Source organism: Alphaproteobacteria bacterium LSUCC0396, assembly GCA_041228345.1.
GTDB lineage: Bacteria > Pseudomonadota > Alphaproteobacteria > Puniceispirillales > Puniceispirillaceae > UBA3439.
Genome location: CP166131.1, coordinates 1264568 through 1287500, shown reverse-complemented (window position 1 = coordinate 1287500; position 22933 = coordinate 1264568). Strand labels below are relative to the sequence as shown.

Below are 22933 nucleotides of genomic sequence, written 5' to 3'. Positions count from 1 at the left end.
ATAGGTTCGCAGCGCCGACGTGATGATAATCATCACAATCGGCACCGATAAAACCGTATGCGCCAAAACAAGCCCAAAAATTGAATTCACAATCCCGATCTTGCCAAACACATAAAATGTGCCAATCGCAATCAGAATAACCGGTACAATCATCGGCGTCATCAACAGGAAAAATACCGCTTTGCCATAGCGGCTTCCCGACACAAACAGCCCATAAGCCGCCATTGTGCCAAAGGGCGTTGCCACAAGCATGGTCAAAACCGCCACTTTTAGCGATGTGATCGTGGCCTTGATCCAACGCGGCGTTTCCAGATATTCACCATACCAGCGCAACGACCACTTGCGCGGTGGAAACTCCAGATATTGCGAGTCAGAAAACGACATTGGAATGACGATCACCGTTGGCACCACCAACAAAAACATGATGAGTCCGGCAAGGCAATATAGCCATAAACGGTCACCATGTGTGATCTGGGTCTCGCTTGCGGCTGATTTTAACCAGCTCATATCAGTGCCTCCCAAACATCACCGAATCCAGCTTTAGGAATCGTGATGCCAGCAATAAAACAGCAAAGGTAGCGACCAGCAACACAACGCCAAGCGCGCTTGCCGCGCCCCAGTTAAACTGATCTTCAAGAATGGCGGTAATCTGCATTGACACCATGATCACCTTGCCGCCGCCAAGCACGGCTGGTGTCACATAAAAGCCAAGGCATAGGACAAACACAATCAGCGATCCTGCCACCACACCAGGCAAGGATAATGGCACAAATACCTGCCAGAATGTTTGCACCGGTGTTGCGCCTAAATTGGCCGCGGCTTGCAGGGTATTGCGATCGATGCGCTGCATGGCAGCATATAATGGCAACACCAGAAAGGGCAGCATGATATGCACCATGCCAATCAACGTGCCGTTTAGATTATGGGCAAGTTTGACCGGCGTATCCCATATGCCGAGATCAATCGCAAAATTATTGATCAGCCCATTTCGCTGTAGCATCACCAGCCAGGCATAGGTTCGCACCAAAAGCGATGTCCAGAATGGCAACAGCACGGTCAGCATGAATAAGCCAACATATTTACGCGGCATCTGCGACAGGAAATAGGCCAGCGGATAACCAATCAGAATACACAAGAATGTGGTGAGTAAACTGACGTTAAATGTTGTCTTAAACACCCGCATATAGGATTTATATTCAATCATCTTCTGATAATTGACCAAAGATAATTGGCCAGACCCATCCAGAAATGACAGGGAAAACAGCCAGCCAACCGGAACGATAATCACCAGCGCAACCACAATAATCGCGGGCATCGTCAACGCCAGCAACATGGCTGATTCCTTGCGTTCTGCGGCGCGGAGCTGCTTTGCCCCCAATGCGTTATCGCTGCGGCTGTTTTGGTCTGACATTACGCCGCCTCATCCGGAATTGTGATGATATCGTTTTTATCAATTGATAAGGTGAGCTGTTGCCCCTCAACCAGTGAATCAACATCATCACCAGCGCGTGTATTCATGCGCGCCGTTAATGTTAGATTATCAGCCATTTTTAGCATGACCAACGCGTTTTCACCTTGATAGACAAGCTCGGTGATGATGCCGTCAAAATAAAGTTTGCCGGCAAGGGGTTTTGCTTTCGGCGGCACCAAAGACAACCGTTCTGGCCGGACAACCAGCGAATATGTTTTTGCCGATTGACTGGTTGGCGCTGCGGCAATTTTCGTTCCCCGATAAACAAGCCCGCCCTTAGCATCGCGGTCAAGGGGGATGAATGAGGATTCGCCAATAAAGCTGGCAACGAAACTATTCGCAGGCGTGTTATAGATATCACGCGGCGTGCCAACCTGCGCGACTTCACCATCATTGATCACCGCAATGCGATCTGACATGGTGAGAGCCTCACGCTGGTCATGGGTTACATAGACGGTTGTTACGCCCAATTTGCGATGCAGCTGTTTCAGCTCTATTTGCATTTCCTCGCGCAGCTTTTTATCAAGCGCCGATAATGGCTCATCCATCAGCAGGATTTTCGGGCCAAAAACAAAGGCGCGCGCCAAGGCAACGCGCTGTCTTTGCCCGCCTGATAATTGATCAATATGGCGTTCGGCAAAATCTGATAATTGCACCGTCTTCAAGGCTTCCGTTACCTTTTCGTATTTTTCCTGCGCGGCTATTTTGCGAAGCTTTAACGGAAAGGCCACATTTTCAAAAACCGACATATGCGGGAATAATGCATAGCTTTGAAACACCATCCCGACTTCGCGCTTATGTGGCGGCATCAATGTTACATCTGTGTCACCAAAGCAAATGCGTCCGGAATCTGGCCGGTTAAATCCGGCGATTGCCATCAGCAATGTTGTTTTTCCAGAGCCAGATGGCCCCAACAATGTCAGGAACTCACCAGCTTTAACATCGATGCTGACAGAGTTCAGCGCAAAAACATTGCCATATGACTTGGTCAATTCAGTCACTGAAATTGACAGTGAGGCAGGCCTATCGGAAACCATGTTGGGACAACACCTATCTGATTTTAAATTTTTCTGAAATGATACGAAGGCAGGTGCCTTCGTATCATCAATTGATGGCGGCTATTCGCTTAACAGCTCCATATACATTTCGAGCGCTTTCTCACGGTATTTTGCATACCAATCAAGATCGACAGCCAGCATTTTTGACACATTTTTCGGATGTGATGGCAACGCCTCAAGAAGAGCCTTTGAGGCTGTTGTGATCTCATAAGCCTTTTTGTTGGTCGGGCCATAGGTAATATGGAATGGCAGGTTAGCCTGATATTGCGCCTTGGATACTTCGCCAAGGAACTTCATCGCCATATCTTTATTTGGCGCGCCTTTTGGAATGCCGAAACCATCATAGTCACGAAGCGCCTGATTAAAGGTATAGCCGACTGTTGCACCATCTTTGCGGGCATTGTCAAAGCGGCCGTTCCAGCCGGTGATCATGTCGACTTCGCCATCTTTCATCAATTGCGCCTGCATTGCGCCCGATTTCCAATAGACAGAAATATGCGGCTTTAGCTCGCGAATTTTTGCAATGGCCTTTTCGATGCCACCGTCGCTTGCTAGAAATTCATATACTTTTTCTGGCGGCACACCCATTGCCATTACCGCAGGTTCCAAAACCCCATCAACATTATTCAGGCGAATGGCGCGGGTACCCGGAAATTTCTTTACATCCCAAAAATCAGCCCAGGAATTTGGCGCACCAGCGGTTCCCGGCTCACCATATTTTGCCGTGTTCCACGCAAAGACCGTGGCAAACACGTCAGAGCCAATACAATAATCGGTATAGGTGTTTGGTAGGAAATTGGATACATCGACAACATTGAAATCAATTTTTTCCAGTGCGCCTTTCGCCGCCGCTGCCGCACATCCACCAGACCCGCTGACAACAAGATCCCATGTGACTGCGCCAGACTCGACTTGCAGCATAACCTTCGACATGCTGGCACCGGACTCGCGGTTAATTTCAATGCCTGAATTTTTCGAAGCATCGGTAAAAAGCGCTGCATCTTGCGCCTTGCCATATGCCCCGCCCCAAGAGACGACTGTCACCGGATCGGCATGTGCGGACGTCACCGCGAACAACGACAAGGCTGCCGCACTGACGGCCCCCAAAATATTATGCGCCTTTGCTTGTCTTAAAAAATTGAAAACCATTTTTTCCTCCTTTTCGATTTTCTCTTTGCCAAGAGTTTTGCTCACACCAAGAATATTGCCTCATAATGCAACTTAGATTTCACCCTCAAAAAGCCCGGCCTTTTAACGAATCTCTTTGATGGCCTATGAGGCATTTTCAGCAAACCTCTCAGACCCTTTATTTGCTGAATATTTGAATGCACGTTTCATTTGCCATCCATCGCACCAACGGTACCAGCCCACCATTGCGGGCAAGAACCACGGTTTGCCTGTGTAGAAAGGCCGCGTTGGAAACGCGATGTTATCTAAAGCCGTCTTACCCTGCGGCAGTGCCAGCGTTTGTTGGCCAAGGCGCATGCCAAGATAACTCGCCATACCAACGCCAGAGCCACAATATCCCATGGCAAAATGCACCCCCTCATTTACCCCGATATGCATTAACTCATCAAAGCTATATGCCACCGTTCCGCACCATGAATGCGACACGCCATAGGGTTGTAATTCAGGAAAAATCCGGCACATATCCTGTTTTAATTTCGGCCCGCTAATGGCCGGATTGGTCTCGTTCGCCGATACCCGCCCCCCAAATAAGACCCGACTTCGGTCGGGTGATGGCCGGAAATAATAAACAATCTTACAGCTATCAGTGATCGCTCTATTCGTCGGAAACAGCTTATCCATCAGCGGTTTTGGCAACGGGTCGGTCGCGATGATATAGCTGCCAATCGGGATAACACGGCGGCGTACCCACGGCATTAGGTCGCCGCTATAGCCATTCGTTGCAAGCACCAGTTTGCCAGTTTTGATCTGGCCCTTTGGCGTGGTGACAATATAGCCGGTTCCCGACTTTGTGATATTCACCGCCGGACAATGGCCGGTAACACGCACCCCTGCATCCAAAGCCGTTTGCAGAATACCGGCATAATATTTTGCCGGATGAAGCGACGCATGACGTTCAAAGACAAGGCCGCCGTAATAGATATCTGAGCCAAGTTCTTTATGCTGCTCATGGCGAGGGATTACGGTTATGGGTATATTTTCTTCATCACCCAACCGTGCCGCCTCGCGCACCAGCGTCTCAAAATGCTGAGGGGTATGGGCGGCGTGGAACCGGCCATTACGCATGAAATCACAGGCGATGCCATTATCCTTGATAAAGGTCTCAATCCAGTCAAGTGACGCATCACCCTCGGCGCGGATCGCGCGGGCACGGTCTGGGCCAAAACGTTTGGTCAATTCAGCAAGCGTTGGCTTTACACTGCTGCTGATCTGGCCGCCATTGCGCGTACTGCATCCCCAGCCCGGCGTTTGCGCCTCAAGGACTTGTGTGGTTTTGCCAGCCCTTGCCGTGACAATGGCAGCATGCATGCCGGTATAGCCCGACCCAACAATGACAACATCAGCATCAGTCATAATATCAGAACTGGTTGCTGGTAAGGGCGCACTATCTTCAACCCAATAGGCGCCATGATCGGCAATCGGATCAGTCTGCTTTGACGATAAGTCTGAGCGCATTCACATACCCCACGAATATCACGATCGCATCAGTTAGGCTTGGACGCTACGACAGTAAAATTAACTATCTTGACTCAAAGCTAAAAAACAAATGAAATAAATACAACATAATTTGTATTATATAATTATTCGATTTTCTTATAGTAAATCTTTGCAAATTTATAGTTCTTGTAAGGACATATTGGTTATGCAGGTTAAGCAGCGTCACCTTGAAGTGTTTGAGGCCATTCTGGCAGCAGGGTCGATTTCCCGCGCCGCCTCTCAACTGAATATCAGCCAACCCGCCGTCAGTATTGCGCTGGCTAATCTTGAGGAATTATGTAGGTTCAAACTTTTCAAACGTGATCGCGGTTTTTTTGCCCCAACGCGCGAAGCTTTGCTTTTACAAGATGAAATAGCGCAGGGACTACTGGCATTGACGCGGATATCGCAAAGGGTATCTGAAATTCAGGCCGGAACAACCGGCAGCATCCGCATTGCCACCAATGGCGCCATGGCAGTGCATTTTTTACCGCCATTGATAGCCGCCTATCATCGCGAGCATAGTGATGTCAGCATTGATATCATTGTCCGCAGTTCGCGTCAGGTCGCCGATTGGGTGAGTAGACGCCAAATTGATATTGGCCTTATTGACACGCCGGTGCCCGTCGCCGGATTGAACGCCGAATTATATAATCTGGAATGTGTCTGCGTGATGCATGAGAATGATCCCCTCGCTAAAAAACAGGTGATAACACCGGCTGATTTGGCCAGGCGGTCGGTTGTGTCAATCACTGGTCAGCACATGGTTGACCGCCAATTGGACATGCTGTTGTCCGAGGCCAATGTGACTGTCGAGCGGCATTTATCAAGTTATTTTTTTGCCATTGCCCGCAACATAATCGCCGCGGGAACAGCGCTTGCGATTATCGATCCAACCAATGGTATGGCCACGGTAAATGACGGCGTTATCTGGCGCAAATTTGCCCCACGCATCACCCATGAATTAGCCATTATCACGCCAGATGGCCAACCTATAGGACAGACGGCGGCTGGTCTTTATCAACTGATCACCACCTCGTTGCAAAAACTGATCGTTTGACTTGAAAGGATGATCAAAATGACTAGCGCCGTCGCCACGCTACTTGCATCAATGGCCGAAAAATTACAAAGGTCAGATCTTGCAATCTGTCAAACCCTGTCAAATGCGCTGGACGCTGGCGGGCGCAATAACCTGCATATCCCGCCCCTGTCACCCCAACATGCAAAAAAAAGCCTTGATTACATTGCGCGGGCTTGTCCCGATAGCAGCAGTTGCAATATCCTGATGATCGAGCAATGTGCCAGCTATCTGAGTTGGCGCCAACCTGGCTTTGGACATGTTCCACAAGCGATTGCCAAACATCTGGCGGTTTGTGAAATTATCGGGCCAACAGGTCAGATCACCCATGACAGTATACGCGCAGGGTTATTCTTTCAGGATGCTGATATTCTATATCCCCGTCATAGCCATGCTGCCGAGGAAATTTATCTGCCGCTATCGGGTTTTGCGGCGTGGCAAGCCAGTGATGATGATTGGCGGCTACAGGCACCGGGTGATATAATCCACCATTTGCCATTTCAGCCACATGCCATCAACACCAAGCAATTGCCGCTGCTGGCGTTTTGGGGGTGGGCTGGTGATATCGGCGCAGACAGCTACCGGATTTAACATGATTTATGACTTGGCAAAAAACAGCTTTGTCGCGCAGATGGCGGCACCAGGCCCGGGAAGGCAAAAGCGCAAGGATCAACAACAGCCGTACCGCTGTGCAAGGATGGATATGCGCCAGGTGGTGACCAGCCTATGAATGAATTTGATTACATCATCATCGGGGCGGGCTCAGCTGGGGCGGCACTGGCTGCACGGCTCAGCGAGACCAGCCATATCCGCGTGCTGTTACTCGAAGCGGGGCCGCGCGGAAACCACCCGTATCTGCATATCCCCATCGGTTATGGCAAGGTGTTTTACGACAAGCGTTTTAATTGGAAATATCACACCGCAGCCGAACCAAACCTGAATGACCGTTCAATTTACTGGCCTCGCGGCAAGGTTTTGGGCGGATCATCGGCAATTAACGCCATGGTCTATGTGCGTGGTCACCAGCAGGATTATGCCGAATGGAATGCGGTGGCGCCCGGCTGGAGCTGGGCCGATGTCGAACCGCTGTTTCGCCGCATCGAACAATGGCAGGGACCAGAAAGGCCTGAAAGAGGAAGCGACGGACCTGTTGGTGTCACCGATGTCAGCGCCAATATTCACCCCATCACAAAGGCGTATCTCAGGGCTGCCAAAGAGGCCGGTATTCCCCTTAATGACGATTACAATGTTGATTCAATGAATGGCGCGGCGACGTTTCAGATCACCACCAAAAATGGGCTGCGCGCCTCCACGGCTAATGCCTATCTCAAGCCAGCGGCAAAGCGGCAGACCCTCACCATCGCCACTGACGCGTTGGTGACGCGCATCCGTTTTGATGGCCGCGTTGCAACCGGGGTGGATTATATCAGTGGCGACGAAACACGTATTGCTAAAGCGACCAAAGAAATCATTCTATGCGGTGGTGCGATTAACAGCCCGCAATTGTTGCAGCTTTCTGGTATTGGCCCTGCTCCATTGCTTAGCAAAATGGGGATTGAGGTGATAATGGATCAGCCCCATGTCGGGCGTAACCTGATTGATCATTTGGGCTTTGAACTGACCTACCGCGCAACGGTGCCAACGTTAAATCAATTATTGCGTCCCCTTTGGGGCAAGGCATGGGTTGGTTTACAATTTCTGCTGGGACGCAATGGCCCGCTTTCGATGAGCCTCAATCAGGCTGGCGGCTTTGTCCGGCTTGATCAAGGTGAAGGTCCACCGGATTTACAGTTGTATTTTAATCCGATGAGCTACCGAACAGCGCCGGTTGGTACAAGGCCTCTGATGAGTCCTGATCCATTCCCCGCTTACCGCATCGGCTTCAACCCCTGCAAGCCTGAAAGTCGGGGGTTTCTTGAAATCCTGTCGCCTGACCCAACCATTCCACCGCATTTGCAAGGCAATTATCTTACCACTGAAAAAGACCGCCAGATGATGATTGCAGGCACTAATTTTGTTAGGAAAATCACCAGCATGCCTAGCTTGGCGGCGATGACCGATTGTGAAATCTTTCCTGGCAAAGACCACCAGAGTGATGATGATATTCTTGCCGCTGTCCGGGCGGCTAGCTGGACGGTTTTTCACCAATGCAGCACATGCCGAATGGGCAGCGACGCCGCTACATCTGTCGTGGATCACCGGTTAAAGGTTCATGGGCTGATGAATTTGCGCATCGCCGATGCGTCAATCTTTCCAACCATCCCATCAGGAAACACCAACGCTCCCGCCATCATGGTTGGGGAAATGGCGGCGAAATTCATTAAGGAAGACATCGAGAAAGCAAGAGCAAAATGAAACTCAAATCAATAGAAACCTTCTGTACCCAATATATCGGCTTTGTGCGCGTTACCGCCGAAGATGGCTATCAGGGTTGGGGTCAAGTTTCGACCTATAATAGTGATATTACCTGTCAGGTGCTGCACCGGCAAGTTGCCCCGTGGGTAGTGGGCAAAGTCATCACGGACCTGGATGATCTGCTTGATTTTATTACTGAGCGCGAACATAAATTTCCCGGATCATATCTGCGGCGTGCCATGGCGGGCATTGACACTGCGATCTGGGATCTGCGTGGCAAGGTCGCTGGCAAGCCAGTTGCGTCCTTACTTGGCGGGTCACCGGGCAGCGTCCGTGCCTACGCAAGCTCGATGAAGCGCGATATAACGCCAGCAGCTGAGGCAGAACGGCTTAAGGCCCTGAGAGATAGATATGGCTTTAATGCATTCAAGGTGCGGGCTGGCGCAGAAGTTGGCCGCAATAAAGATGAATGGCCTGGCAGAACAGAAGAAATCATCCCTACCATGCGGCGCGAATTGGGCGACAAGGTTGAATTGCTGATTGATGCCAATAGCTGCTATACGCCGCAACGTGCCATCGAAGTTGGTCGTATGCTGGAAGATCATGGCTATTGTCATTACGAAGAACCATGTCCGTACTGGGAGTTAGACCAGACAAAACAAGTCAACGAAGCATTGACAATTGATGTCACAGGTGGCGAGCAGGATTGTGAACTACCAGTCTGGAAAAACATGATTGATCAGCAGGTCGTTAATATCGTTCAACCTGACATTCTCTATCTTGGTGGCATCTGTCGGACTCTGCGCGTGTGCCGCATGGCCGCAGCTTCAAACCTACCTGTTACGCCGCATTGCGCCAACCTTTCAATGGTAACGCTTTTCACTATGCATCTGTTGCGGGCTATTCCAAATGCTGGAAAGTATCTGGAATTTTCCATTGAAGGGGCTGACTATTATCCCTGGCAGGAGGGGATTTTTGTTAAATCACCATATGATATCGACAATGGGCATGTTGCGGTAACCGATGAACCTGGATGGGGAATAGAAATTCATCCAGAATGGGTGGCGCGTTCTCAATATCAAATCACCCAGAGTTAAAATGACTAGGTGACAATTTGGAGGAATTAAAATGGAAGCGGTGCTTGGCTGGAATGATTTAACCCAGCTGGTTAAAAATAAGCAGGTTGATACCGTGCTCGCTTGTCTTGTAGATATGCAAGGACGCTTGATGGGTAAGCGGTTTCATGCCCAGCATTTTATCGAAAAAGCATGGGAAGAAACGCATTGCTGTAACTATCTGCTGGCTACTGATCTAGAAATGGCTACCCCTGATGGATATCAGGCTACGTCATGGCAAAAAGGTTATGGCGATTATGTCATGAAGCCTATCCTTTCAACTTTACGCCCTGTGCCATGGTTGGAAGGAACAGTTATGATCCTTTGTGATGTTTTGGATCATCATAGCTATTCGCCCGTTTCACATTCGCCAAGGGCTGTTTTACAAGCCCAAATCGAACGTCTTCAAGAAATGGGATTGACTGCCATGATGGCAACTGAGCTTGAGTTTTTTTTATTCAAGAAAAGTTATGAAGATGCACAGGCGGACGGCTTTCGTGATTTAGAACCAATCTCTGGGTATAATGAAGATTATCATATTTTTCAGACGACCAAGGAAGAACATATCATGCGGCCAATCCGCAATCACCTTTATACAGCAGGTATTCCTGTTGAGAATTCAAAGGGTGAAGCCGAAGCTGGGCAGGAAGAAATCAATATCAAATATGCACCGGCTATGCTGGCATCTGACCACCATACCATTGCCAAGCATGGGATTAAAGAAATGGCTTGGCAGCAAGGGCACGCGGCAAGCTTTTTAGCAAAATGGAATCATAATCGTGTGGGTTCATCTAGCCATATTCATCAGTCCCTCTGGCGAGATGGCAAAAATGCTTTTCACGACTCGAGCGATGCTCTTGGCATGTCCAGTTTGATGAAAAATTATATGGCAGGATTACTTAAATATGCACCCGACTGTACATATTTCCTTGCCCCGTACATCAATAGCTATAAGCGTTTTGTCAAAGGGTCATTTGCGCCAACTCGTGCGATCTGGTCAATAGATAATCGCACTGCTGGTTTCAGGCTATGCGGCGAGGGCACGCAGGCTATCCGTGTGGAATGCCGAATTGGTGGATCAGATCTTAACCCTTATTTAGCATTAGCTGCGCAAATTGCTGCTGGAATAGCCGGCATTGAAGAATCTTTGGATTTACCATCAGCAGCCAAAGGTGACATCTATCAGGGTGATACAGGCCTTGTTCCGGATAGTCTGGATAAAGCCAGAACACATATGATGACATCTGATATGTTGCGAACGGCTATAGGTGATGAAGTTATTGAACATTACGCACGTTGTGCCGAGTGGGAGATTGAGGAATTTAGCCGCATTGTTACGGATTGGGAAGTTGCCCGAGGATTTGAAAAAGCCTGATTATTTTTTTGAGGATATCATGTCTAAAGAACTCATCTGCCTGTCTCCGATTGATGGAACAGTTTATGCCACACGCGAGGCTTCATCACTTGAAGCGGCACGAGAAAAGATTGCAATAATGCGTCAAGCTCAGATCAAATGGGCAAACCGCCCATTAGATGAACGCATTACTCTGGTGCTTTCAGGAGTTTGGATTCTAGGGAGCATGCAAGAGGAAATAGTGCCGGAACTGGCTTGGATGATGGGCAGGCCTATTCGTTACGGTGGTGAGTTTGGTGGCGTCAATGAAAGAGCCACATATATGGCAGAGATTGCAAAATCTGCGCTTGCAAATGTCCAAGTTGGCGACGATGAGACTTTTAAACGCTTCATTAAACGTGACCCTCATGGAGTTGTTTTTGTTATTGCTCCATGGAACTATCCGTACCTGACGGCGATCAACACCATTGCCCCGGCGTTAATTGCTGGAAATTCGGTTGTTCTGAAGCATGCGACACAGACACTGCTGGCTGGTGAGCGTATGGCAAAAGCGTTTCATCAGGCAGGTATTCCTAGCGATGTATTCATGAATATATTTCTCGATCATGATACGAGCACCAGCCTAATTAAAGAACGTAATTTTGATTTCATCAATTTCACGGGCTCCGTTGAAGCAGGGCGTGCCATTGAGATAGCCGCGGCAGGGAGTTTTGTTGGAGTAAGCACTGAGCTTGGTGGCAAGGACCCTGCCTATATTATGGATGATGCCAATATTGATGTTGCGGTTGATGGGCTGATGGATGGGGCGATGTTCAATTCTGGTCAATGCTGTTGTGGTATTGAGCGAATTTATGTTCACCAAAGTTATTACGACGCCTTTGTTGATAAATCCATTACATGGGTCAATCAGCTCAAACTTGGTAATCCGCTTGATCCGGATACGACTATGGGCCCTATGGCACATGCTAGATTTGCAGCCACTGTTCGCAACCAAATTAATGATGCAATTGGTAAAGGTGCAACAGCCCATATTGACCGATTTGCCGCAGATGATGATAACGCCTATCTAACCCCACAAATTTTGACAGGGGTCAATCATGACATGAAAGTGATGCGACAGGAAAGCTTTGGCCCGGTGGTTGGCATCATGCCTGTTAAGGATGATGAAGAAGCTATACGTTTGATGAACGATTCTGATTATGGATTAACAGCAAGCCTTTGGACAAAAAACAAAGACCGCGCTGAGAAGATTGGCGAGAGACTAGAAACAGGAACGGTTTTCATGAACAGAGCTGATTATCTTGATCCCGCCCTTTGCTGGACAGGGTGTAAGAATACTGGTCGTGGCGGTAGCCTTTCTTTAATTGGATACCATAATCTGACTAGGCCAAAATCATTTCATTTGAAAGAGGCATAGAAAAATGATTCTTTATGCAAATTGGGCTTATCCCACCTCTATAAAATTTGGCGCTGGGCGCATTAAAGAAATTGCTGAAGCCTGCAGGGCAGTTGGGATGAAAAACCCTCTTTTCGTTACGGATCGAGGATTAGCCACTACAGATATTGCCCAAAAAACCTTGGATTTGCTTGAAGCCGACGGTTTAGGGCGTGCCGTTTTTGCAGACGTCGATCCAAACCCAAATGAGAAAAATGCTGCCGCAGGAGTGAATGCCTTTAAAGAAGGAGGGCATGATGGGGTTGTTGCCTTTGGTGGTGGTTCAGGTCTGGATTTAGGAAAATTAGTAGCATTCCTAGCGGGTCAAACTCGACCTTTGTGGGATTTTGAAGATGTAGGCGACTGGTGGATGCGCGCTGATGTTGAGGCGATTGCCCCTATTGTAGCCGTTCCAACAACAGCAGGAACAGGCTCCGAAGTTGGCCGAGCATCGGTAATTACAAACTCGGTTACAAAAGAAAAAAAGATCATATTCCACCCTAAATTTCTACCTAGTATTGTCATTTGCGATCCCGAGTTGACGGTTAGCATGCCGCCATTCATTACAGCTGGAACAGGGCTTGATGCCTTTGCTCATTGTGTTGAAGCTTATTGTTCGCCTAATCATCATCCGATGTCTCAAGGCATTGCACTCGAGGGAATGCGATTGGTTAAAACTTATCTTCCCCAAGCCTATGCTGATGGGAGTAATATTGAGGCTCGGGCACAAATGATGTCAGCCGCTGCCATGGGTGCCACTGCATTTCAAAAAGGGCTAGGCGCAATCCATGCGCTTTCGCATCCAATTGGTGCGATATATAATACCCATCATGGCACAACCAATGCTGTCTGTATGCCTGCTGTCCTTCAATTTAATAAGAGCTTGGTAAATGAGAAATTGGCCAGGGCTGCAAACTATCTTAATATTTTTGGGGGGTTTGAAGGCTTCTGTGATTTTGTCGACAAACTTAATGCATCCCTTGATATTCCCAAATCCTTAACTGAACTGGGAATAAAGAATATGGATATTGAAAGGGTTGTTGATGGAGCAATAAGTGACCCTAGTGCAGGCGGTAATCCTGTAAAATTGACGCGAGAAAACACAAGAGAACTACTACTATCCTGCTATTAGATAATCATTAGCAAGTGATCAAGGCAATCGCGAAATTATTTTTGATCACTGAGTTAATTAAGCAAACAAGAAGTCACTACATACATACAAAATCCAGGAGTAAGCAACGGCGTTTGCGCGCCCATGCAACAGTTTTACACCCACTTCCTAATTGTAGGGTCTTGAGCAAATCCTGCCCCCGCAACCAAATATTCTAAAAATATATCATATACTTAGCCGTCTCACAATTGAGGCGGCTTTTTTGCGTTCTAAATTATTGCCGCGTTCATTGCTACGTTTAAATTATCCATGAACCCAGTCCCATGGACCGTGCACCAGGGACCAGGGTTAATGGAGTACTTTCCTATTTCAGAATGACTTTGACTCACGGGGGTAGGGCCTAGATTGGGCCGGGCGTTGCGCCTTGAACCTTGGGGCTTTGATGAGTTGGTGAAGGCGATGAGGTGTAAATTCATCTTTCATGTGCAGGTTTAAACCCTGCTCGCAAAAAACATTGGCAAACACCAAATAATTAATGACCACTCACTGAGGTAGCTTTCTTCTTAACGCAGCATAACTTTTGCTTCTTGGCTGATCTGTCGAAGGCCAGCATCGATACGGTTAATTGGCACTGATGGAAAGCCAATACGAAATGCGTTTTTTGGCTTTCCCTTATCAAAGAAAATATGTCAAGGTTCTATTAACACACCACGTTTTTGAAGCCGGGTTGCGAAAACCTCTGCGTCGAAATGCATTGGCCCTGTAAGCCAGAAAGATGTGCCACCAGTGGCATCGCCCTTTACAAACATTGGCAAAAGTCGTTTGATTCCTTCATTCATAAGATGCCATCGCTGTGAGTAAATTTGCCGTAAATTCTTCAAATGTGCATCATGATACCCATGTGCCAAAAACATTGGGGTGGTTTCCTGAACAATGCTTGGCGGGTGCCGGACTGTTAAGCTGCGGATAATCTTTGCCGTTTTGATTATATCTCGATGCGCCACCATATATCCAATGCGAATACTTGGCGACAGGGTCTTTGATAAACTGCCTACATAAATTACGTGGCCAGTTTTATCGTGGGATTTCAGCGCAGGGCGTAGCTTTAGATGCCCAACAAGGCCGATCTCATAATCATCTTCGATAACCATTGCGCTGGCAGCTTCGGCTTTATCAAGGAGCTGCAGCTGACGGTCTTCAGGCATAACAACCATAGTAGGGAAATGGCACCCGGGTGTGACATAAACGAATTTGAAAGCCGCTGGCAGCATCGTTGGATCAAGGCCATCACGATCAACTGGTACGGGGACAATCTCGTTATTATAGAGGTGGAATAAATGCCGTGCCTCCTGATAACCTGGATTTTCAAAAGCGATCGGTCGATTGTCTTCATTGAAAATGGTCGATATGATGCTCAGCGCATTCTGGGCGCCAACAGTAATTAAGATTTCATCCTCAGCCACGTCAATGCCGCGGTGATGCAGCAAACGTTGGCGCAGTTGAAAGACAAGATCGGGGCAATCAACATCAACCGCCTCGCTGGTCCAGATTGGCAGGGCTTTTCGGCCAAGCGCAAGGCGCGAACATTCTCGCCAGGCCTCGATAGGGAACAATTCGGTGTCAATTTGATTATAAACGAAGGGGAAGCGGAATTCAGCCCAGCGTTTTGGTTGGCTTGGGCGTAATCCGGGGGCAGGCATGCGGCAATTAACAACCGCAGGTGCCGGCTGTAATTGTGCGGGAGGTGGATGTAAAACAGCTTGTGCTTCATCACTATCGACCGCTGGCAATGCCATGCCGACACTGAACCCAGACCGGTTGCGCGACTCCAGAATACCAAGGCCCACTAGGTCTGAATAAGCCTCATAGGCACTGTTCTTGGAGACATTCAGCTGGTCCGCATATATTTGCAATACGTCGTCAGGTATTTCTAAGGCATATGCGCATTTATTTTTAATTATAGGTATATATGCTTGATTCCAGATTTTATTTATATTTTATATTCTAACTTGAACATGCAATAGTTTAAGTAAATTTACCTCATGGTCTTAACATAATGCGTTATTTTTTGGTCGAGTTGAGAAGTTAATGGAGGAATGAGTGAACAAAATTGCAAAAACACTTGGGTATACGTTCAGTGGTTTTCTGGTCGCCATAATGGGAGCCTTAGGCATCAGTGAGGGTGTAAATGCGGAGGATGCATTCCCATCGAAGCCAATCGAGATGATTATTGGTTTCAAACCAGGTGGCTTTTCTGACGCTATGGCCCGAAAAATTTCTGAGCCGCTATCTGAAAAGTTGGGACAGACAATTATTCATACCTATAAAGGGGGTGCTGGAGGCAGCATCGCTGCAACTGCCGTGAAAGGAAAACCAGCAGACGGTTATACGCTCGTTGTTGCCACTAGTCTGACCTTTGCGTTTAATCCGCTTCAAGGAAAAGTGAAATATGATAAAGAAGATTTTGACTATCTTCTGACTATGGCTCGGTTTGAGGGCGCCTTTGTTTCCTTAGCAAAAAAACCATGGAAAGACTTTTCTTCGATGATTGAGCATGCTAAGTCCACCGGAACTCCACTAAAATTTGGTTCACTTGGCCCAGCTGATAGACTACAAATTGAAGCGGTTTCAAAAGCCACTGGGGTAACGTTTATTCCTCTGCCGATTAAAGGTGGTGCAAACATGATGCAAAATATTCTTGGCGGTCATGTTGATTTTGGTATGAGTGGTGGACCACATGTCCAATATGTAAAGTCCGGTGAAATGATCGTGTTGGCTGCGTCTGGCTCTGAAAAACTCAATGCCACACCAGATGCAGAAACTATGGCTAGCCTTGGTTACCCAGCAGTAAGCTATGATTCTGTCATTGCTGCACCTAAAGGTCTGCCGAAGCCAGTGAGAGAAAAGCTTGAAAAGGCACTGGTTGCGTCAGCAAAAGATCAAGGTTTTCAGGATTTAGTAACCAAGAAGTTTGTCGCTATCCCTCCGATGAATGGAGCCGAGACAAAGGCGTCGATCGACCGCATTACGAAGGGTATGAAAGCGGTTTTAGCGAATTAGACATGGATTGACTGATAGAGGTGTTGCATTGCGGCACCTCTTTTATCTGTCCACTAAATTTCATAACCTAATCCATATGACAAACAGACAAATTATTTCCATCATCATTCTCCTTCTATGTGCTGTCGCGTTTTACGCCATGCCTATGCAAATTGATGATGGTGAGGCTGGCGCGTTTGTGGGCGCATCAATGATGCCCACATTGGCCGTCAGTCTTATCGTTGGTTTTGTTTTGTTTGATTTGATCCTGTCTGTTTTCTTGAATGACACGCCAAAAACAGGCGATAAGGTTGGACAAGGTGATGTACTTTTTGGGAGCGGCCAAATCTCTTCCGTTGTGATTGTCACCGGTCTGTTGTCGTTTTTTGGTCTGTTTTTAATTCCTGCCGGATATGTTCTGTCCTCGACGACACTTTTGGCTGGCCTGATGTTCTTGACTGGTGGGCGTCAGCCGGTGCGTATTTTTATCATTTCTCTTTTGACTGCTTGCATTCTCTATACGGGACTTCGGTTTGGTTTTGGAGTCCACATTAATGCCTTTCCCACTTTGTCGGGATAGAGGATATCGTAATGGACACATTGATTGCAGGTATATTTTCCGTTCTCGCTCTTGAACCTTTGCTTGCGATTGGTGCTGGTGTGGCCGTTGGTATATTTATGGGCGCAATTCCAGGTCTACATGCTGCTATGGCGATCGCACTCCTTTCCCCAATTACATTTGGTATGCAGCCGATTACCGCGATTGCGTTTCTTACTGGTATTTATAAGGGGGGCACTTATGGTGGGTCGATTTCAGCTATTCTTCTGAATACGCCAGGATCGCCTGAAGCTACTGCTTCTGCATTTGACGGCTACCCTTTGGCGAGGGCTGGAAAAGCTAAAAAAGCGCTTCAGATGGCACTTTATGCTTCAGTTGGGGGTGCACTTCTTGCCGATTTGCTCCTCTATGTTGTCGCGTCACCGTTTTCAAAATTTGCGCTTCAATTTGGCCCCACTGAAGTTACTTTCGTCATTCTTTTTGCATTCACATTTGTTGCTGGTCTTACTGGTAAATCATTGCTCAGGGGGCTAGCTGCATGCTCTTTCGGATTTTTGTGCGGGATGATTGGTCTTGACCCTATGTCCGCAACACCAAGATTGAATTTTGGTTATCTTGAGCTTCAGGATGGCTTGCCGTTACTGCCAATAGCGATCGGTATGCTTGGTGTTGCGGAGGTAATATTTGCAGTTGAACGTGGCCGAGCCCATCTACGGGAAAAGCAGAATGAGGCCCCTACCCAGATGATTAGCGTTACTGGTGGAGAAAATCTCAGTGTTCTTGAATATTTTACGCATTGGAAAACGATTATTCGCTCAAGTCTGATTGGCACATGCATTGGGGCTCTGCCGGGTATAGGTGCGGCGATGGCTGCCTTTGTGGGTTATGGTGCGGCCAAAAAACATTCGCAACGGCCAGAAGAGTTTGGTCAAGGATCTTTGGATGGGGTAGCTGCACCGGAAGCCGCCAATAGCGCGGTTGTGGGTGGAAGCTTCGTGCCGCTTTTAACACTTGGTATTCCTGGTAATGTGACAACTGCGCTTTTGATTGGTACGTTTCTTGTGCATGGCATTGAACCTGGTCCACATGTGTTCAAAATGGATCCGGTTCTAATTTACGGTATTTTCACAATTTTATTTATGGCAAATTTTTTTACTTTGGTGATTGGCCTCGTCGGCAGTGGGCTCTATAGCCACATCATCAAAGTGCCAGAATATATCACCTATTCGGTCATCGCTCTGACATGCGTAACAGGTGTTTACGCCATGTCGAGCAGTCTATTTTTCATCTATGTGATGATTTTATTCTCATTCATCGGTTATTTGATGAAGAAATTCGATTATTCATTCGTGGCATTTCTTATTGGTTTTGTATTGGCACCTGAATTTGAACTCGCCTTTCGTTCATTCCTTTTAATTTCACAAGGTGATCCAGTCGGACAACTTGTCCAACGCCCAATAGCGCTGGTTTTTTTCTTTCTTACGCTGGTTACGTTGTCTCGGATTTTATGGCGTGGGTTGTCAGAGCAAAACTATTTGAAATTTTGATATGGGAACGGAAAAAATATAGATTTTGGCGTTTCATAAATATGCTGTTTGAAATGGAGAGGTTGTTTTGGCTACCTGCAACTTGGAAAATGCTCTTGACACTTTAAAGACAATTGTTGGAACGAGGGGCTGGTTGAGTTTTGAAGATGCGCAAAAATATTTTATTGACCCAAGAGACCGCATACAAGGCTATGCACCACTTGTTCTCATGCCACAATCAACCCTGCATGTCAGTGAAATTTTAAGAATATGCAACAGTACAAAACTGGGAATTGTTCCCTTTGGTGGGGGTACGGGTGGTGTTTGTGGACATATTGCAACGAGGGAACAGCCATCCGTTGTTTTGTCATTAGAGCGTATGAACAGTATTAGATCCCTTGATATTATTAACAATAGTATGACTGTTGAGGCTGGCTGTATCCTAAAAGCAGTTCAGGAAGCTGCCAGGATCAATGATCGTCGTTTTGGCCTTTCGCTTGCCTCTGAGGGAAGCTGCCAGATAGGTGGTAATCTTGCTAGTAATGCCGGAGGGATACAGGTTCTACGATATGGCAATACTCGTGATCTATGTCTTGGTATTGAGGCGGTCATGCCGGATGGTTCCATCCTTAACGACCTTCAGACTGTTCGAAAAAACAACACTGGGTATGACCTTAGACACTTGTTGATAGGCTCGGAGGGAACGCTTGGTGTGATTACGGCGGCAGCGCTTAAACTGCTCCCACTTCCAAAAGAATCGATTTCTGCAATGGTAAGTGTCAGGTCACCTGATAGTGCGGTTGAGTTGTTACATTTGTTGGGTGATCGGCTTGGCGGAACGTTAAGTGCATTTGAATTGATGTCTTATTTGGGCATGAAGCTAGCTTTACAATATTTTCCTGTGCAGCGTGATCCTTTTTCTAAACCATATTCATGGTATATAATAATGGATATTGAAGGGCGCAAAGGCATTAGGCTAGAGGTAGAGAATTGTTTGGCGAAAGCATTTGAGAGCGGTCTGGTGTTGGACTCAGTTATTGGCCAGTCAGAAGCACAACGCAATCAGCTATGGCAGCTTAGGGAACTGGCGTATGAATATAACAAGTTGGCAGGCGCATTTTGTAGCTCTGATACCGCTGTGCCGATTGATCAGATTAACACCTTCATCACGCGGGTCACTAGGGACATTTTGTGTATCAATAGTGAGCTTCGGATCAATACATATGGTCATATCGGTGATGGCAACATTCACATAAATGTGTTCCCGCCCGAACATGTGGACAAGGCGGACTTTTTAAAGACACATCCGCATATCCAAAAAAACACCTATGAGTGTGTAAATCAGGCCACTCAATTATGTGGAGGTTCCATAAGTGCTGAACATGGCATTGGACGAATGAAGACTGAGGATTTGCTAGCCTATGGGGATCCCACTAAGCTCTCCTTGATGCGGGCTATAAAACAAGCAATTGATCCCAATGGCATTATGAATCCGGGCGCTGTACTATAACAGCTACAACAGTAGATATTAATCTATGAAATATTTGGAGGATGGCCTGACAAATCACAATCAAAACTCTATAATTGAAATAAAAAATAGTCCCGGTCGCAGAATTTGCGATACATTGGCGACACCCCTCCGTAACCCCTAGAAAACCTGACATTTCGGCAGGCTCATAACCTGAAGGTCGCAGGTTCAAGTCCTGCCCCCGCAACCATTGTTATTTGCGCCCCCTTGCTTTCGGCCAGGGGGTATTTGTTTTTGCCAACTTTACTGGAAAATTTGATGATTAGTTTGCAGCTGTAGAGACAGGTGTGGTTGACACCTCCTTTGTGTTTTGGCATTTTCAGAATTCAGAATTCAGAATTCAGAATTTAGAAAGTGCAAATGTGAAGCCATTAACTCGACCTGCCTCTCTATCTGCGCAGGTCTATAACGCTATCGCGGATGAAATTGTGTCTGGTAGTCTTGAAGCCGGCATGCACCTTCGTCAGGAAGAAGTTGCAGCACGACTGGGAGTCTCTCGACAGCCAGTTCAGCAAGCAATGGTAATGCTATCCTTAGACGGGCTGGTTACCAAAAGTGATAAACGCGGCCTCTATGTTGCTCCATTTGACCCTGAATTAATGCAGAAGCATTATGATATCCGAAGTGCCCTAGACGGCCTGGCCGCCCGACAAGCTGCCCAAAAACTGAGCTTTGATACTGTTTTAGTGAGCCGAATAGAAAAGCTTGGTGAGGATATTTTAGCAAAAGGCCGAGCAGCCATTTCCCAAAGTAATATCGTCGCACAGATTACTTTTGATGAGGCTTTCCACCATTTGATTTATGATGTTGCAGATAACCCACTTTTAGCAACAAGCGCACGTATCCATTGGCAATATCTTCGCCGAGCGATGGGAGAGGTGCTGAGGCACGTTGAGTCGCCTCAAAACATATGGCAACAACATGAAGCCATATTATCTGCAGTTGTTGCAGGAAATTCAGCAACCGCGGAGAGGCTCGCCCTTGATCATGCAAGTAGCGCTTCGAAGCGGTTGTTTGAAACTTACGAAGGCACAGTTTTGCCTAATGAAAAGGTAGCGGGCAAAAGATGAGCAGACTGCTGCACATCGATCAAATGCTCGCCGCTCAGGCCCGCGTCAGGCCTCATGCGTTAGGCGTGCGGGACCTTACCAAAGAATTAACCTTCCAAAGTTGGTATGATCGGTCTACTCGGCTAGCAGCGGGTCTTTTGAAAGCTGGACTATCCAAGGGCGACAGGGTTGCAATACTGGCTTATAACCGCCTCGAGTGGGCTGAAATCTATGTGGCTGTGGCGCAGACTGGCTTGATAGCTGTACCAGTTAATTTCCGGTTAAGCGCGCCCGAAATTAGCTATATTTTTTCGGATTGTGGAGTTGCAGCGATAATTGCTGAAACCGATTTCATAGATTTAGTTGAGACAGTAAAGCCTGATATCCAACCTCATTTAAAACTAGCTTTATATATGGGGGTGTCGGGGCCAGAGTGTTGGCAAAGCTATGAAGCTCTAATAGAGGCCACATCTTTTGCGCCGTCATTGAACGAGATGGAAGGATCTGACAAATGGTGTTTGATGTACACCTCTGGCACTACAGGAAACCCAAAGGGTGCAATCCGTAATCACGAGTCTGCGTCCCTTATTGCTATGATGACTTGTGTAGAGCTTGGATTCTCTCAGCGTGACAAAGGGCTTTTGGTTATGCCTATGTGCCATGCAAATTCACTTTACTTTTTTATTAGTCTTCTTAGCGTTGGCGCCACAACTACAATATTCTCTGCCAGAAGTTTCAATGCTGGGGAATGTTTGGATGCGATGGAAAAATATAAAACGAGTTTTACCTCGCTTACGCCCACCCATTACATCATGTTACTTGATGTTCCGTCTGAAACTAGAAATAGAAAAAATTTATTAACTGTCAGCAAATTGATGATTTCATCTGCTACCGCAAGGGTCGAAACGAAAAGAGCAATCATGGATATTTTTCCAAATGCCGGTCTTTTTGAACTCTATGGATCAACCGAGGCTGCTTGGGTGACAATGCTTCACCCTGATGAGCAACTCAATCAATTAGGTACGGTTGGCCGGGAGGTTGTTGGTGCGGGCCCTATAAAGCTTCTTGATGAACAGGGAAATGAAGTGCCAGACGGCGAGCCTGGGGAGTTATATTCCGTCTCTCCCTATAATTTCAGTGGCTATTGGAATTTGCCCGAAAAAACAGCTGAAGCGTTTCATGGGCATTATTTGACGGTTGGTGACATTGCAGTTCGAAATTCTGACGGGTTCATCAAACTGATAGACCGTAAGAAGAATATGATCATCACTGGCGGTGAGAATGTTTACCCAACCGAAGTCGAAGCTGTAGTTGGTGCTCATCCAGCGGTGAAGGACGTGGCGGTCGTTGGTTGTCCAGATTCCAAGTGGGGCGATGTTGTTACCGCGGCGGTGGTTTTGAAAGCTGGCACTAGTTTAAGTGAAGCTGAATTGATTGAGTGGACCAAAAATAAAATTGCTGGTTTCAAAAGGCCACGCCGAATTGTTTTTATAACTTCCGATGAAATGCCTCGAAATACTACCGGGAAAATTATGCACCGTATTCTTCGTGATATGCTCGCTGAAGGCGTCCAAAACTAATGGAGAGCTAA

Annotated in this window: 19 protein-coding genes (1 of these 19 only partly in view); 13 read left to right on the top strand and 6 right to left on the bottom strand. The window is 47.2% G+C overall.

Features of this window, described 5'->3' with window-relative positions; all coding sequences use genetic code 11:
* The 5 genes from AB8881_06195 to AB8881_06175 all read right to left on the bottom strand — a co-directional run.
* Positions 1–507 carry the 5' portion of an ABC transporter permease gene (locus tag AB8881_06195; GenBank protein XDZ64470.1) on the bottom strand. It extends 315 nt beyond the left edge of the window, so 507 of the gene's 822 nt are visible here — the first part of the coding sequence; its start codon is at positions 505–507; the stop codon falls past the left edge of the window.
* 1 nt (position 508) lies between these two features.
* Positions 509–1411 (bottom strand): ABC transporter permease, encoded by a 903-nt coding sequence (locus AB8881_06190; protein XDZ64469.1) that lies wholly within the window; start codon positions 1409–1411, stop codon positions 509–511.
* Positions 1411–2508, bottom strand: coding sequence for an ABC transporter ATP-binding protein (locus AB8881_06185; GenBank protein ID XDZ64468.1), 1098 nt, complete (start codon positions 2506–2508; stop codon positions 1411–1413). The genes AB8881_06190 and AB8881_06185 overlap by 1 nt, the downstream gene beginning before the upstream one ends.
* An 81-nt stretch (positions 2509–2589) precedes the next feature.
* Positions 2590–3678, bottom strand: a complete 1089-nt coding sequence (locus AB8881_06180) for an ABC transporter substrate-binding protein (GenBank protein XDZ64467.1) — start codon at positions 3676–3678, stop codon at positions 2590–2592.
* Positions 3679–3801: 123 nt separating this feature from the next.
* Complete coding sequence (locus tag AB8881_06175) at positions 3802–5172, bottom strand: NAD(P)/FAD-dependent oxidoreductase (GenBank protein XDZ64466.1); 1371 nt, start codon at positions 5170–5172, stop codon at positions 3802–3804.
* 187 nt (positions 5173–5359) lie between these two features.
* Here AB8881_06175 and AB8881_06170 point away from each other — a divergent pair, with 187 nt between their 5' ends.
* The 7 genes from AB8881_06170 to AB8881_06140 all read left to right on the top strand — a co-directional run bounded on the left by AB8881_06170 (position 5360) and on the right by AB8881_06140 (position 13662).
* Positions 5360–6253, top strand: a complete 894-nt coding sequence (locus tag AB8881_06170; GenBank protein XDZ64465.1) for a LysR family transcriptional regulator — start codon at positions 5360–5362, stop codon at positions 6251–6253.
* 18 nt (positions 6254–6271) lie between these two features.
* Positions 6272–6862: a dimethylsulfonioproprionate lyase family protein gene (locus AB8881_06165; protein XDZ64464.1), complete on the top strand. Its 591-nt coding sequence runs from the start codon at positions 6272–6274 to the stop codon at positions 6860–6862.
* 135 nt (positions 6863–6997) lie between these two features.
* Positions 6998–8626: a GMC family oxidoreductase gene (locus AB8881_06160; GenBank protein ID XDZ64463.1), complete on the top strand. Its 1629-nt coding sequence runs from the start codon at positions 6998–7000 to the stop codon at positions 8624–8626.
* Positions 8623–9723, top strand: a complete 1101-nt coding sequence (locus AB8881_06155; GenBank protein XDZ64462.1) for a mandelate racemase/muconate lactonizing enzyme family protein — start codon at positions 8623–8625, stop codon at positions 9721–9723. The genes AB8881_06160 and AB8881_06155 overlap by 4 nt, the downstream gene beginning before the upstream one ends.
* A gap of 31 nt (positions 9724–9754) precedes the next feature.
* The gene (locus AB8881_06150; protein ID XDZ64461.1) at positions 9755–11116 is read left to right on the top strand and encodes a glutamine synthetase family protein; all 1362 of its coding nucleotides are present in this window, start codon (positions 9755–9757) and stop codon (positions 11114–11116) included.
* A gap of 19 nt (positions 11117–11135) precedes the next feature.
* Positions 11136–12512 carry an aldehyde dehydrogenase family protein gene (locus tag AB8881_06145; GenBank protein ID XDZ64523.1) on the top strand — a complete coding sequence of 459 codons (1377 nt, stop codon included), beginning with the start codon at positions 11136–11138 and terminating at the stop codon, positions 12510–12512.
* Positions 12513–12516: 4 nt separating this feature from the next.
* Entirely contained in the window at positions 12517–13662 is a 1146-nt protein-coding gene (locus tag AB8881_06140) for an iron-containing alcohol dehydrogenase (protein XDZ64460.1), read from the top strand.
* 668 nt (positions 13663–14330) lie between these two features.
* Here AB8881_06140 and AB8881_06135 read toward each other — a convergent pair.
* The gene (locus AB8881_06135; protein ID XDZ64459.1) at positions 14331–15554 is read right to left on the bottom strand and encodes a PLP-dependent aminotransferase family protein; all 1224 of its coding nucleotides are present in this window, start codon (positions 15552–15554) and stop codon (positions 14331–14333) included.
* Positions 15555–15741: 187 nt separating this feature from the next.
* Between AB8881_06135 and AB8881_06130 the strand changes: the two genes are divergently transcribed.
* The 6 genes from AB8881_06130 to AB8881_06105 all read left to right on the top strand — a co-directional run bounded on the left by AB8881_06130 (position 15742) and on the right by AB8881_06105 (position 22922).
* Positions 15742–16701: a tripartite tricarboxylate transporter substrate binding protein gene (locus tag AB8881_06130; protein ID XDZ64458.1), complete on the top strand. Its 960-nt coding sequence runs from the start codon at positions 15742–15744 to the stop codon at positions 16699–16701.
* A 76-nt stretch (positions 16702–16777) separates the two neighbouring features.
* Positions 16778–17260 carry a tripartite tricarboxylate transporter TctB family protein gene (locus tag AB8881_06125; protein XDZ64457.1) on the top strand — a complete coding sequence of 161 codons (483 nt, stop codon included), beginning with the start codon at positions 16778–16780 and terminating at the stop codon, positions 17258–17260.
* 11 nt (positions 17261–17271) lie between these two features.
* Positions 17272–18786 (top strand): tripartite tricarboxylate transporter permease, encoded by a 1515-nt coding sequence (locus AB8881_06120; GenBank protein ID XDZ64456.1) that lies wholly within the window; start codon positions 17272–17274, stop codon positions 18784–18786.
* An 82-nt stretch (positions 18787–18868) separates the two neighbouring features.
* Entirely contained in the window at positions 18869–20275 is a 1407-nt protein-coding gene (locus tag AB8881_06115; protein ID XDZ64455.1) for an FAD-binding oxidoreductase, read from the top strand.
* A 305-nt stretch (positions 20276–20580) separates the two neighbouring features.
* On the top strand, positions 20581–21363 hold the full coding sequence (locus AB8881_06110) for a GntR family transcriptional regulator (GenBank protein ID XDZ64454.1): 783 nt from the start codon (positions 20581–20583) through the stop codon (positions 21361–21363).
* Positions 21360–22922 (top strand): class I adenylate-forming enzyme family protein, encoded by a 1563-nt coding sequence (locus AB8881_06105; protein XDZ64453.1) that lies wholly within the window; start codon positions 21360–21362, stop codon positions 22920–22922. The genes AB8881_06110 and AB8881_06105 overlap by 4 nt, the downstream gene beginning before the upstream one ends.
* Positions 22923–22933: the final 11 nt, after the last annotated feature.